At 62.8% G+C, this 13,354-nt stretch carries 14 protein-coding genes; all 14 read right to left on the minus strand.

The window, feature by feature from the left end; translation table 11 throughout:
- Nucleotides 1-36: 36 nt before the first annotated feature.
- From AC3WWR_RS01555 to AC3WWR_RS01620, 14 genes are read right to left on the minus strand one after another with little or no spacing between them, the layout of a single operon-like run.
- Entirely contained in the window at nt 37-1,284 is a 1,248-nt protein-coding gene (locus AC3WWR_RS01555) for an NAD(P)/FAD-dependent oxidoreductase (RefSeq protein ID WP_020796179.1), read from the minus strand.
- Nucleotides 1,271-2,431 (minus strand): cation:proton antiporter, encoded by a 1,161-nt coding sequence (locus AC3WWR_RS01560; RefSeq protein ID WP_020796180.1) that lies wholly within the window; start codon nt 2,429-2,431, stop codon nt 1,271-1,273. Before AC3WWR_RS01560 ends, AC3WWR_RS01555 begins: the two co-directional genes overlap by 14 nt.
- Nucleotides 2,428-4,767 (minus strand): MMPL family transporter, encoded by a 2,340-nt coding sequence (locus AC3WWR_RS01565; protein ID WP_033044225.1) that lies wholly within the window; start codon nt 4,765-4,767, stop codon nt 2,428-2,430. The genes AC3WWR_RS01560 and AC3WWR_RS01565 overlap by 4 nt, the downstream gene beginning before the upstream one ends.
- On the minus strand, nt 4,751-5,443 hold the full coding sequence (locus AC3WWR_RS01570) for an outer membrane lipoprotein carrier protein LolA (protein ID WP_492598417.1): 693 nt from the start codon (nt 5,441-5,443) through the stop codon (nt 4,751-4,753). The genes AC3WWR_RS01565 and AC3WWR_RS01570 overlap by 17 nt, the downstream gene beginning before the upstream one ends.
- Complete coding sequence (locus AC3WWR_RS01575; RefSeq protein WP_020796183.1) at nt 5,440-5,865, minus strand: acyl-CoA thioesterase; 426 nt, start codon at nt 5,863-5,865, stop codon at nt 5,440-5,442. The genes AC3WWR_RS01570 and AC3WWR_RS01575 overlap by 4 nt, the downstream gene beginning before the upstream one ends.
- Entirely contained in the window at nt 5,858-7,402 is a 1,545-nt protein-coding gene (locus AC3WWR_RS01580) for an HAL/PAL/TAL family ammonia-lyase (RefSeq protein ID WP_020796184.1), read from the minus strand. Before AC3WWR_RS01580 ends, AC3WWR_RS01575 begins: the two co-directional genes overlap by 8 nt.
- Entirely contained in the window at nt 7,383-8,324 is a 942-nt protein-coding gene (locus tag AC3WWR_RS01585; RefSeq protein ID WP_033045290.1) for a lysophospholipid acyltransferase family protein, read from the minus strand. The genes AC3WWR_RS01580 and AC3WWR_RS01585 overlap by 20 nt, the downstream gene beginning before the upstream one ends.
- Nucleotides 8,321-9,055 carry a glycosyltransferase family 2 protein gene (locus AC3WWR_RS01590; protein ID WP_020796186.1) on the minus strand — a complete coding sequence of 245 codons (735 nt, stop codon included), beginning with the start codon at nt 9,053-9,055 and terminating at the stop codon, nt 8,321-8,323. Before AC3WWR_RS01590 ends, AC3WWR_RS01585 begins: the two co-directional genes overlap by 4 nt.
- Nucleotides 9,048-10,727: an acyl-CoA synthetase family protein gene (locus tag AC3WWR_RS01595; RefSeq protein ID WP_033045288.1), complete on the minus strand. Its 1,680-nt coding sequence runs from the start codon at nt 10,725-10,727 to the stop codon at nt 9,048-9,050. Before AC3WWR_RS01595 ends, AC3WWR_RS01590 begins: the two co-directional genes overlap by 8 nt.
- The gene (locus AC3WWR_RS01600) at nt 10,724-11,269 is read right to left on the minus strand and encodes a COG4648 family protein (protein WP_020796188.1); all 546 of its coding nucleotides are present in this window, start codon (nt 11,267-11,269) and stop codon (nt 10,724-10,726) included. Before AC3WWR_RS01600 ends, AC3WWR_RS01595 begins: the two co-directional genes overlap by 4 nt.
- Nucleotides 11,266-11,520, minus strand: a complete 255-nt coding sequence (locus tag AC3WWR_RS01605) for an acyl carrier protein (RefSeq protein WP_020796189.1) — start codon at nt 11,518-11,520, stop codon at nt 11,266-11,268. The genes AC3WWR_RS01600 and AC3WWR_RS01605 overlap by 4 nt, the downstream gene beginning before the upstream one ends.
- A gap of 9 nt (nt 11,521-11,529) precedes the next feature.
- Entirely contained in the window at nt 11,530-11,790 is a 261-nt protein-coding gene (locus AC3WWR_RS01610) for a phosphopantetheine-binding protein (RefSeq protein WP_020796190.1), read from the minus strand.
- On the minus strand, nt 11,777-12,580 hold the full coding sequence (locus AC3WWR_RS01615; protein WP_020796191.1) for a lysophospholipid acyltransferase family protein: 804 nt from the start codon (nt 12,578-12,580) through the stop codon (nt 11,777-11,779). The genes AC3WWR_RS01610 and AC3WWR_RS01615 overlap by 14 nt, the downstream gene beginning before the upstream one ends.
- On the minus strand, nt 12,556-13,281 hold the full coding sequence (locus AC3WWR_RS01620) for a beta-ketoacyl synthase chain length factor (protein ID WP_033045287.1): 726 nt from the start codon (nt 13,279-13,281) through the stop codon (nt 12,556-12,558). Before AC3WWR_RS01620 ends, AC3WWR_RS01615 begins: the two co-directional genes overlap by 25 nt.
- Between the last annotated feature and the right edge of the window lie 73 nt (nt 13,282-13,354).

The raw sequence follows: 13,354 nt of genomic DNA on the forward strand, positions 1-13,354 counted from the left end.
CTTCAACGGGCTTGCGCAGCACGTTGCTCAAGTCGCTCATGTCGCATCCCTTGCACAGAGTTCTGACAACATCCGCAGGCGACGTTTCGGTTCGGCGACGAATGGATTGCGCTCGTCCCAGGCATAGCCGGCGAGGATCGAGCTGATCATGCGGCGGATTTCCGCATTGCCATCCGGGTAGTAAATCACGTCCTGGAAAGTCCCGGCGTACCAGCTCTCGACGTAGCAGCGGAACGTATCGACCCCGCGCTTGAGCGGTTCGGCGAATTCACGCTGCCAGTCCACGGACTCGCCTTGCAGCTGACGGTGCAGCACCCCCGCGGCCATGCTCGCCGAGCGCATGGCGATGGTCACGCCAGAGGAAAACACCGGGTCGAGGAATTCCGCCGCATTACCCAGCAACGCAAAACCAGGCCCGTGCAGGGTTTTCACGTTGGCGGAGTAACCGCCGATGGTGCGTGCTGGCGTGTCCCATACGGCGTTGTCCAGTACCCCGGCCAGGCTGGGCGTCTCGGCAATGAAGCCGCGCAGGCAATCGTCGAGGTTATCGCTGCGACCTTCGAAATGTTCCGCGGCGGCCACCACGCCGACCGAGCAGCGGCCGCCGCTGAAAGGAATGGTCCAGAACCAGATGTCACGCTGGACAGGATGGGTGGTGATGAGGATCTTGGTGCGATCGAAGTTCGGGTGGACGATGCGGTCTTCGACATGGGTGAACACCGCCTGGCGCACCGGGAAATTCGACGGTGCTTCAAGGTCGAGCAAGCGCGGGAGGACGCGACCGTATCCGCTGGCGTCGAGCATGAAGTCAGCGTCGATGTGGTACTCGCTGCCGTCTTCGCGACGTACGCCAAGCAGCGGTTTGGCCTGGTCGATATCGACGCTGACGATGGTTTCGCCATAGCGGATTTCAACGCCTTGCAGTGCGGCCTGATCGGCCAGCAGTTTGTCGAAATCCGCGCGCTGCACCTGAAAAGTCGTCGGCTTGCCCTGAGTGAAAGTGTCGCCGAAATCGAACGTGCTGTAACGCTCGCCCCAGGCAAACGCGGCCCCGGTTTTCAATTGGAAGCCCGCGGCATTGACGGCATCGAGCATGCCCGCTTCTTCGACGAAATCCAGGCAGTGGGACAGCAGGCTTTCGCCGATGGAAAAGCGCGGGAAATGCTGGCGCTCGATCACCAGTACATCATGTCCCTTGCGCTTGAGCAGCGCGGCGACGATGGCGCCGGACGGACCTGCACCGATGACCACGATCTGGCGACGTTGCATTTCAACGATTGGCATGGGGGCTCCTTGCCGGGGCGGCAGCTATCAATGGGATACGGTGCATGCCGGCCAGTGCCGGCAGCAGGGTCGCGACCAGGCCCATCAGCATCAACGCAAAGTACAGCGCCGGGCTGATGAGCTGTTGTTGCAGCAGCAGGTTGAGAAAGACGATCTCGCTCAAGCCGCGAATGTTCAGCAATATGCTTTCACGCCAGCGGCTGGCGCCCTGGAACGAGGCACCGGCCCAGCCAAGGCCAAGCCAGTTGCCCAGCAGCTTGCTGGCAATCGGCAACAGCAGCAGGGCCGCCAGCTGCACCCAGCCGAGGCTGTCCATTGCGCTGTGCACGTTGATCTGGACGATACCGAAGGTGAGTATCAGTGGAATGGCGATGTACGTCTGCAAGCGACTCATCCAGATTGCCGGCAACGGCAGGACAAGCGGTGCCTTGAGTGCTGCCATGATCAGTACATAAACGATGCCGAAAATGAGGGCATTGAGCTTGTAGTGCTCGGCGACCACCAGTAACGCGAAAAAGCCCAGGCTGTACAGCCAGGTTTGACGCAGGCCCAGCAGCCGCAGGAGCACGGGCAGGCAGGCCCCGGCCAAGGGTAGCAACAGGCTGCTCAGGTGCAGGCTGCCCTGGGCGAAAGCGAACAGGGTCCAGCAAGTCAGGTCGATGATAATCGCAGTCTGCACCAGTCGCCGGGTGGCGGCGTGCGGGTAAGCGATGTGCCGCAGGTACAGGTACAACACCGGGATCGCGGTAATGGCGAACAGCAGGCCGACCGCCAGCGAACTGATCCAGGGTTGCGGTGGCAGCAGCCAGATGGCCGTGGCGAGGCCGCAGGCAAACGGAATGCAGAAACTCGGCAGGGCGATTTTCAGGCTCTGGCGGTCCAGTTGCAGATCGATCACGTCGCTGAGGATGTAGCCCAGCAGCAGCGCGAAACTCAGGCTGTAGAGGTTCTTCAGCCAAGACGGTGACACCAGCGCCGCGCCGCTCAGTTGCCATTGCGGTTCGATCCAGAAGTACATCAGCAATGGCAAGCCGAGGGTCGCCAGCAGCAACTGGCTGACGATTGGAATCAGGCCGAAATGGCGACCGACCCGGGTCGCTACGGCGAACAGTACCAGGGCCATCGCCCAAAACAGCGCGATCATCATGTTGTCGGTTCCGTGATACTGGCGGCATGCACCTGGCGACCGGCCCAGGGCGCGAGCAGGAAGCTGAAGATCAGGCCCAGGCTTACCGACAGGCCGAAGTTACTCACCGCTGGCGTGCTCGACACTGCCAGCAGGCCGAAGGACAGCCAGGTGGTCAGTGCCGCCAGCAAAGTGCCCAACAGGCTCACGGCGGCGCCGCCGACCTGTTCGCGCATGAGGATGGCGTAGTCGACGCTGATCGCCGTCACCAGCAGCAGGCCGAACAGGCTGAAGAGGGTCAATGGCTGTCCCAGCCAGCCGAGACTGGCCAGGCTGCACAACGCCGCCAGCAATGGCAGGGACACAATGCGCAACGCGCCGCCAAGACCGAACGGCAGGGCAAGCACCAGGACGATCAGCGCGCAGGAGGCGAGTTTCAGTTCTGCGGCACTGACCTGGGTGGCGGCGAACACGTTGTTCAACTCGCCCAGTCGATCCACCAGCTTCACGCCCGGCAAATCTTCGGCCTGTACCCGCAACAGGGCAGGATTGTTCAGGCCCTGCAGGCTGACCATCGCCGCCACGCCGTCAGCGGTCGGCCCCAGCCACAACAGGCGATAAGGCTCGGCTAAGGGGCCGGCCAGTGCGCTGTCGATGTCTTCGATGGGCAGGGCCTGCAATTGGCTCAACTCTGCTTGCAGCGCCTGTGCCGGTACGCCGATATCGAGTAACGGCTGCCAAAACGCCGGCAATTTGCTCAACGCCTCACGCACCTTGCGCTGTTCGCTGGGCGGGCTGACCAGTTGGTTGAGCGACAGGTAACCCTGGAGTTTCTGCAGGCCAACCAACTGATCCAGGCGTTCACTCAGGGCGCCCTGGCGTTCGAGCAGTTGCTGTTGATCGGCCGCCTGCACCAGGAAAAACTGGCTGGTGGGTTGATAGCCCGTGATTCGCGCAATGGTCTGCGCTTCGTCAGTCAACTGCTGCGGGGCGCCCACCCATTGGCGGATGTCGTTGCGGGTCTCGAGCTGCACCAGGCCGCCGGCACAAAAAGCGATCAGCAGTGCCAGCAATACCGGCGTGCTCAAATGCCTGAGCAACGCTTCGCGGCGTCCCAGTAAAAATTCGCTAAGGCGCAGCGGCCATTGCGCCGGGCGCAGCTCGGCACCCTTGAGCAGCGCCGGCAGCAGGCACACCGCGGACAAATAGGCACCGAGCAGTCCCGCCGCCGAGAACACGGCAATCTGGGTCAGCGCCGGGAAGGGCGTCCAGGCCAGGGCCAGGTAGCCGATGGCGCTGGTGACCAGGCTCAGGGTCAGGCCCGGCAAGGTCAGGCGTAGCGCCGGCCAACTGTGCCAGGGCTTCAGGCTCCAGCTCTTGGACAGGTAATGCAGCGGGTAATCGACGGCGACACCGATCAGGCTCGAACCCAACACCAGCGTCATCACATGCATGTGGCCGAACAATGCCACGCAGGCCACCGCGCCGAACAGCATGCCCACCAGCACCGGGACAAACGCCAGCACGACACGCCAACGGCGGAAAGCCAGCAACAGCAACAACAGGATCCCGACGGTGGCACCGCCCCCCACCCAGGTCATCTCACGGGAAGCCTGGCGCTGGCCGTTGGCCGCGTACAGCAAACCACTTGCGGCGAGCAGTTGCACATCGGCCCGGGCGGCCTCTTCACGGCTGTGCTGGAGCAGGTCGGCCACTTGCAGCGGCAGGTTCATGTCGAAAGCATTGCCGGTGGCGCGCGCCCGCAGCAGCACCCAGTGCTTGCCATCTTGCTCGGCAATCAAGGCGCCACTGCCAATGTCCAGTTGCACGGCACCGTGCTGTGGCTGGCTGTTCTGGATGCGCCCGGTCAGGCCCAGCCAGTCATCCTGGCTCGGCACCAGGCTGAAACCGGTGAAGGGGTCAAACAGCGCCTGCACCCGTTGCTGGATAAAAGCATCGGGGTGTTCGATCAACTGCTCGCGATCTTCTGCCGCGAGCATGGCCAATCGGCCTTGCAGCAGTTGCGTGCGCAAGGCCGGCAAGTCGGCTTGCAGGTTCCATTGGACCTTGTCGAACAGGCCGCTGGCTTGCCACTGATCGCCCAGTGTTTGCGCCATGGCAATGGCTTGCTGGCGATCGGTGTGGCCAACCAGCACCAGCATTTCGCGATTCAGCGGTTCCTGCATGCGTTGTTCGGCACGCAGTTCCAGCGCATCCGGCGCGGTGCCGGGCACCAGCTCCATCAGGTTGGCCGACAGCGGGGCGCCGTCGCGCCATTGCCAGCCGGCAAGCGCCAGCACTGCCAGCAGCAGGATCAGGAACAGCCAGGGTAGCCTGCGTTCACTCGGCAAAGTCATGCTGCTCCGTGTCGCTTAACGGTTGCGCGCTGGTGCTGTCTTGCATGCGCAACAGCGTGCTGTCACCTTGGGTTTCCAGCAGCTCGATGCTGTGGACCAGTTCGCCGCCGGTGATGTTGATCTGGTTGAACACCTGCTTGAGCAGCATCGAGCGTGGCGTCAACTTCAGTGTCCAGTTTTGTGCATCGCCACTGAGCGCCAGCTCGAAATCCCGTTGCAGTCCGCTGCTGTCGCCTTGCAGGACGGCCAGGAAAAAGCGGTTCTGCTCAGCGCCGGCGCTCTTGCCCGGCAACATCTGCCAGCCGCTGGCATCACGCCGGGCAATGCCTGTGGGGGTGATGCGGTAGTCCTGTTGCAACGGCGTTTTCAGCAGCCACAACAACCCGTGATTCTTCGCCAGGACGAAAGTGCCCTTGCTGGTCAGTGGCTGGGGCAGGGCGCGCAGGCGTTTTTCCTGAATGAAGTTGCCATGGATGACATCGGGCCTGGCCAGTTGCTCGCTGAGCTGCTGTAGATCGAAGGCGTTGGCCAGCCCAGGAATGCCCAGTAACAGCCAGAACACTGTAGGAGCGAGCATGCTCGCGAAAAACCTGAGGGCACCGCGGGGTGACAGGCGCCCAGCGTCATCGTTAGCGACCATCGCGAGCAGGCTCGCTCCTACAGGGCCGGAAATCATGGTAAGGCCCTCGCCACGGCGTCGGTAAATACCTTCGGCGAGGCCAATTGCATTTCGCGATTGCTCATGTCGACGGCGACCTGTACGGAAACACCACGGGTCAGGCGTTCGCCGGTTTCCAGGTCGCTGATCAGGTAATTGATCTTCAACCGGTTCTCCCATTCCACCAGATTGGCGCGCACGTTGAGCGTCTGGCCGAACTGGGCACCGCGTATGTAGCGCAATTGCAGGTCGATCACCGGCCACGCATAGCCCGATTCGGACATTGCCGTGTAGTTGTGGCCGATCTTGTCCAGCAAGGCGCAGCGGGCGATTTCCAGGTATTTGACGTAATGGCCGTGCCAGACGACGTTCATCCTGTCGACGTCGAAGAACGGCACGAGGATTTGCGTATCGGTGTAGAGCACTCCCTTGCTACGCATGCAGCCTCCAGTGTTGTGCGGCGATACGTTGCAGGCACAGGCGCAGTTCGCCCTCCAGAGCACGGTCTTCGATGACCGGTGGGAAATCCTTGGCCAATGCTTCATGCATGGCCGCCAGAGCCGGTGGCAGTGGGCGCGCATCCTCGGCCTGGGCGCGCAACCAGACGCCTTGGTTGGCAGCCAGCAAGGTGGCGGCGGCGACCTGTTCGGTCAGCTCCAACACGCGGATCGCATCACGGGCGGCGATGGTGCCCATGCTCACCTTGTCCTGGTTGTGGCACTCCGTAGAACGCGAGAACACGCTGGCGGGCATGGTGTTTTTCAGCGCTTCGGCGGTCCAGGCGCTGGCACCGATCTGCACGGCCTTGAAGCCGTGGTTGAGCATGGCGCGGTCGGCCGTGGCCCCGGACAGGTTGCTGGGCAAACCGTGGTTGTAGCGCTCATCCACCAACAGGGCGAGTTGTCGATCCAGCAGGTCGGCGACGTTGGCCACGAGGTTTTTCAGGCTGTCCATGGCGAACGCGATGTGCCCGCCGTAGAAGTGCCCACCGTGCAGCACGCGTTCGGCCTCGGCATCGATGATCGGGTTGTCGTTGGCGCTGTTGAGTTCGATTTCAATGAACGAGCGCAGCCAGTTCAGGCTGTCGGCCAGCACACCGAGGACATGCGGTGCGCAACGCAGCGAATAGCGGTCCTGCAGGCGATGCAGCGGTGCGGTCGGCGCGTCGATGGCCAGGTCCTTGCGCAACCAGGCGGCGACCTGCATCTGCCCAGGGTGTGGCTTGGCGGCGAAGAGGCGCTCGTCGAAATGTTCCGGGTTGCCTTGCAGCGCTACCACGTTCAGCGCGGTGATGCGCGTGGCCAGTTGCAGCAGATAATCGGCGCGGGCGTAGGCCAGGCAGGCGAGCCCGGTCATCACGGCGGTACCGTTCATCAGTGCCAGGGCTTCCTTGGGACGCAGCACCAGTGGCTGCCAGCCGAGTTCGCGGTGAACATCGGCGGCTTGCCGGCGCTCGCCGCGATAGATCACTTCACGCTCGCCGGACAGCGTGGCGGCAACGTACGACAGCGGCGTCAGATCACCGCTGGCGCCGACCGATCCTTCTTCTGGTATCAGTGGCAGGATGTCGTGTTCAAGGAATGCCTGCAGGCGTTCCAGCAGCTCCACGCGCACCCCGGAGACACCCTGGCAGAGCGACTGCAAGCGTGCCGCCAGTACCGCGCGAGTGGCTTGCGCGTCCAGCAATTTGCCCAGGCCGCAGCCGTGGAAGGTGTACAGATGACGCGGCAACGCCTCGACGTGATGCAACGGCACGGCGACCACGCAGGAATCGCCGTAGCCGGTGGTCACGCCGTAGATCACGCCTTCCTTGTCGAGCAGGGAGTCGAGGAACTGCGCGCCTTTGGCGATGCGCTGGCGGAACTGCGGGTCGCCCTGCAACTGCGTGGGCGCCTGGCGGTTGGCCAGGGCCAGCACATCGTCGATGCGCAAAGGGCGTTCGCCGAAGATTACAGGCTCAAGCGTTGGCGTCGTCATCGGTCTTCCAGAAAGGGTAAAAGTTGAACCATTGTCGAGGTGCCTGGAGGCAATAGTGACTCAGGCGCTCGGCATAGCGGGTGGCCCACTGATGTATGACCTGTTCGCGGTCGCTGCGTTTCCAGGTGATCGCGTCAGCGAAGGGTTCGAGGGTGAGTCGATAATGGCCATCGGCCTTTTTCAGGCACAGCAGCAGGTGGACCGGGCATTTCAGCAGCCCCGCCAGCAGCCACGGTCCTTGCGGGAACTTTGCCGGATGGCCGAGGAAGTCCACGGTCACGCTGCGCCCGCCGTGCAGCGGCACGCGATCGCCGGCAATCGCCAGCCATTCGCCGCGTTCCAGGCGTTCGTGCAGTTGCAGCATGATCACCGGGTCCAGTTCACTGACCTGGATCAGTCGCAGATTGGTCGCCCCGGCTTCGCCCAGCAAGCGGTTGAATCGCTCGGCGTGCTTGGTGTGCACCAGCACGTTCATGGTGACCTTCTCGCCGATTTCCGCCAGTGCGCGGCAGACTTCGAGGTTGCCCAGGTGGGCGCCCACCAGCATTTGCCCGCGCGTGCCGCGTAACTGGTTGCGCAGCAATGCCGGGTCGATGATTTCGATGTGCTCGATGCCCAGCTTGCCGTTCCACACGTCGAGCTTGTCGAGCAGGGAGTCGGCGAAGGCCATGAACTGGCCGAATACACGCCAATGACTCGGGCGCAGTTCGTCGCGACCGCTCCAGTCGGCGAGTCGTTGCTGATACTCCCAGGCGCTTTGACGGGCACTGCGGCCGAACAGGAAAAAGTACAACACGATGCCGTACAGCAGCGGGCTCAGCAGTCGACGCCCAAGCACCTTGGCGGCGACCGCGGTAAATTTCATCAGCCAGAAGCTGCCGCGCTCCTCGCGGTCGGCCCAGTGTTGCTTGTCGACGTTCATGTGCGCCACCGACGCCAGAGGATCAGCGGCGAGCGCAGCAGCATGCCGAAGAACAACCGGGTGTGCATGCTGGTAATCAGTACGTTGTCGTGGAACATGCGGAAATGCGAAACACCGTCCAGCGGGTAATGGACTCTGGTTTGCAGCCATTGCATCGGCTGCCCGCGCCAAGCGAGGCGGACCAGGATGTCCGAGTCGAAGTCCATGCGCTTGCCGATTTTCGCCGATTCGATCAACGCCAGGACCGGGGCCAAGGGATAGAGGCGATAGCCGCACATGGAGTCGCGAATCTGCAGCGACAGCGTGTTGATCCACACCATCACGTGGGTCAGGTAGCGGGCGTACAAACGACCCTTTGGCACGCTGTCGTCATACAGCGGATAGCCGCAGATCACGGCGTCGGGATGGGCGCGGGAGCGTTCGACAAAACGTCGCACATCCTGCAGGTCGTGCTGGCCGTCGGCGTCCACCTGCAAGGCGTGGCTGAAGCCCAGGCGCGAGGCTTCCCGCAGACCGGTCATCACCGCACCGCCCTTGCCCTGGTTGGTGGCGAGGCGGATCAGATACACGTTGTCGCGCAGCGCCAGTTGATCGAGCACCCTGGCACAGGGCGGGCTGCTGGCGTCGTCCACCAGAATGCACGGCAGGTGGTTGGCCAGCAGCGCATCGACCACGGTGGTGATGGCGGTCTCGTGGTTGTAGACCGGGACGACGGCGCAGGGGTTATGCATGTGCCGGCTCCAGCAAAATCCGTCCACTGGAACAGGTGGCGGTTTCGTTGCGATAGGCGAAATACAGCTTGCCGCGGGCTGGGTCGAAGCGCAGGTGCAGTTGGACTTCGTCGCCGGGACGCACCAATTGCTGGAATTTCAGCACTTCCATGCCGGCGAATTTCTGCGGCAGGTTCATCAGTTGCTGGCCCAAGAGCAGCGCCCACTCCACCTGCACCACGCCGGGCAATACGGGAGCTGTGGGAAAGTGCCCGCTGAAATAGGCAAGATCCGGCGGCACTGCCAGCTGCAGGCTCCACTCACCATTGGCTTCCACCTGTTCCAGCACCTGCGGAGCCTTGGGGCGCGGTGCCAGCAGCACGGCTTCGACGTCGGCCTGGGGCAGTTTGCCCTGGGCGTTCAGCGGCAGTTGCTGCAACAGGCGCCAGCGTCTGGGCAAGGCCAGGGTTTCACAATGCAGGCTCAGGTGTTGCCGCAGTTGTTCGGTGAGTGTGCGCCGGCCTTGATTGCGCAGCACATGCAAGCCGGCATCAGTCAACACCAACAATGCGCCCAGAGAGGCGCGGTTTTCCTGGATGACACCCAGGCGCGCTTCGGCCACCCAGTCGTGGGCCATCAGTGCCTGCTCCAGCATCGGCAGCGAGATCCGTTTCTCTTCCAGCTTGACGATCCGGTCCAGTCGTCCAAGCAACTCGAAGCGGCCATCAGCCGCCATTCGCGCTGCATCGGCGGTGTGCTCGATATGGCCGTCAGGCAAGTAGGGCGAGGCGATGAGCAAAGCCCCCTCGTTGTCCTGGGTCAACTGGACGCCAGCAAAGGGTTGCCACAGTGACTGGCCCTGGCGCCAGGCGATGCCGCCGGTTTCCGAACTGCCGAATATTTCCGTCGGCCATTGGTGCAGGCGTTCATGCAGACGCTGCGCGGCCTCGGCGGGCAATGCGCCACCGGAAGAAAATACCCGACGTACTGCGCTCAGCGCCGGCCAGTCGAGGTTGTCGCCCATGCGCTTGAGCAGCGCCGGGCTGGCCACCCAGGCGAAGGCCGGGTGTTCGAGACTGGCACGCTGCAGGTCTTCTGGGAAGGCCAGTTGTCTGCGAACGAACGTGCGTCCCGCGCACAGTGGCCACAGTACCCGGAACAGCAAGCCATAGATGTGCTGGGTGGCGACGCTGCCAATGATGCAGGCTGGGCCCAGGTCGGCGCCCCACAGCTGTTCCAGGGCCTGGACTTCATTGACCAGCTGGCGCAGGTTTTTTTCGATGCGCTTGGGTTCGCCGCTGGAGCCGGAAGTGCACAGGCTCAGCGAGCAGCCGTCAAGATCGAGGGCAGCGGCGCCAAGGGGCGCATCCTGATAATCGCCCGGGTGTGTGTCGTCGGGCTGATCGGTGAGCCATAAATCGACTTCACCCGACCAGCGCTGGCGGGTTTGCGGTTGCAAGTCGGCCGGCAGCAACACGCTGACCCCCGCGCGCCAGGCGCCCAACAAGGCAATCGCCAGGTCCGCGGCGTCTTCGAGGTGCACGGCAATGCGCCGCACACCGCGGGTTTGCAAGCCGGCGGCCAGGCGCAGGGCCTGCTCGCGCAATTGTGCGTGATCAAGCTGCGGGTCGGCCGTCACGGCTCGCCCCGGCTCGGCCTTGAGCAACAGATGCTCAAGTTTTATCCAGTTCATGCGCGGCCTCTTACCCGTTGGCGTATTAGCCATTCAATGGCAAACATCAGGCCTATCAATCCATAGGAGATCAGGCCGGTGTACAGCATCCACCAGCTCAGCGGCGCCCACAGTGTCAGGGCTGCGGCGCAGATCCCGTTGCACAGGAAAAATACACACCAGGCGATAGTCACCTGGCGGGTATAGCGAATGGCCTTGGCCGGCAAATGTGCTTCGCGCAGGCGGGCCAGGCGTTCGACCATCGGTGGGCCGTACTTCAGGCTCAGTCCGAACAGCCCCAGCATGAAGGCGCTGATCAATACCGGATACCAGCGCAGCAGTGCCGGGCTGTCGAACAACGCCAGCAACAGGCAGAACAGGATAGCCACGCCCGCCATCCACGAACTGCCTGGCCGTCGCTTGCCGGTCAGCGCGCGGGCCAGCCACAGGCTGCCCAGCAGCAACCCGAACTGCCACGGGGCGAAATGCTCCATGCCGAAATACACCGCAAAAGGGTATAGCAGGCCAGCCAGCAGTAAGCCGAGGCCGATCAATCGACTCATGCGGCCGGTTGAACCAGACGGTAGACCGCCTCGACCACGTCGCTGACGGTTCGCACCGACTTGAATTCTTCGGCCGCGATTTTCTTGCCGGTCTGGCGCTTGATGTGATCGATCAAGTCGACCGCATCGATGCTGTCGATTTCCAGATCCTGGTACAGGTTGGATTCGAGGCTCACCCGGTCCGGGTCCAGTTCGAACAGTTCGACCAAGGCATCGCGCAGGGTGTTGAAAATGTCGTCACGAGTTTGCATGGTCCGGTCTCAAGCTGCCTGTTTTGCAGTGACGAAGGCCGCGAGGCTCGCCACGTTACTGAAGTGATTGCGCGTGTCCTTGGCGTCGGCATCGATCTTGATGCCGTATTTTTTCTGGATGGCCAGGCCGAGTTCCAGGGCGTCCACCGAGTCCAGGCCCAAACCTTCGCCGAACAGGGTCTGCTGATCGTCGATGTCGTCGGCGCTGATGTCTTCGAGGCCGAGGGCTTCAATGATCAGATCTTTTATTTCACGGTTAAGATTGCTCATCTTCGGCGAGCTCCTTGATAAAGTAAGAATGCAAGTAATCGTTGAGCTTGCGCGAGGCCAGGGGGGGCGGGCCGAGCGCGGCGAAGGCCTGGGGGTCTATATCGTCCCCCACACGGAAACTGAAGTGTACGCGGCGCTTGGGGATCCGATACCAGGGTTCGGCCTTGGTCAGTGTGGTCGGGCTGACCCGGATCACCACGGGGCTGAGGATTTTCGCACCACGCACGGCAATTGCCGCGCCGCCCCGATGAAAGGCGGGCGCCTGGCCTGGCTGGGTGCGTGTACCTTCGGGAAAAATGATCAGGGTCTGGCCTTGTTTCAGCGCATCGGCGGCGGCATCGAGCATGTCCATGCTGCCATCGTTGCTGATGTATTCGGTACGACGCAGGGGCGTGCGGGTGAACGGGTTATCCCAGAGGCTTTGCTTGACCACGCAGTTGGCGTGGGGGACCAGACCGATCAGAAATACCACGTCGATCAACGATGGGTGATTGGCAACGATCATCTGGCCGGGCCGACCGAGTTTTTCCGCACCCTCGATTTCGTAGGTCAGCACGCCGGCTCGGGCCATGAAACGCACGAACAACCAAAAACAGCGGCTGACAGTCTGACGCGCCCGCAACCGGTGGGTATGGGCATCACCTGGCAGGCAGGCCAGCAGCGGGAAAATCACCAGGCGCAGGCACAACCCGCCCAACCCGAACAGGGCAAAGCTCGCGGCGGTGGCCAGCAGGCGCCAGTAATAGGCATCGCGGTTTTTTTCAGTCACAGCTTGCGTTGCCAAGTCCATACACGATTTTTCCAGGCATGTTGGCAGGTGGTTTGCGGACCCAGCAGCGTGCACAACAGATTCAACGCGTGCGGCCATCGAGCGTTTGACAACGCATCCGTGGCACTGTTCAGGGACAGCTGCCAGTCATTGCCCGGGGTAATCAGCAGGCCGACGGCATAAGGGAAGGGCACGTCGTCGATCCAGGCCGAATAGGCCTGCGGCGGTTGCTCTTCGGTAACCACCAGTAAAACCGCGGGCGAGCCTTCAGCCAGCAGGGCCGCCGCCTCCAGCATGCCATTTTCAAGGCCGTCGCCGGCGGCGGCCAAGGCAGTCATTTCGCTGGTTTCACCGCGCATGATCGACCACAGGCCGATGATCGCGTTATGCACCGATAGGCTGAACTGGGTTGGCGACAACGGTTGCTCGACGGCCAGGTCGCTGAGAATGTCGAAGGTGCGCGGGGTTTCGCCGTGACGGGAAACAAAGACCAGTGGCAGGTCCTGGCGACCTTCGGCCAATGGCCAGCCGACACTGAATGCCATTCGCGCCAGACGGCTGAGCCGCCGGCGTTGCATGGCCGGCAGGAACGAGACATCGGGTGCGGCATCGCTGACCGGTAACATCAACGGTTGCCGGCACCAGGCCTGCCAGTCATCCACGCTTTCGAGCCCCGGGGCCCAAGCGCGCCACTGGGCGATGTTGAAATTAATCACAGACATTCAATCCCGCCCTTGCAGGCTTCCTGACGCGGTGAGTGGCGCAACGGCACGGCACACCCTACGTGGCGCTTGG

Source organism: Pseudomonas sp. EB271-G4-1, assembly GCF_058791355.1.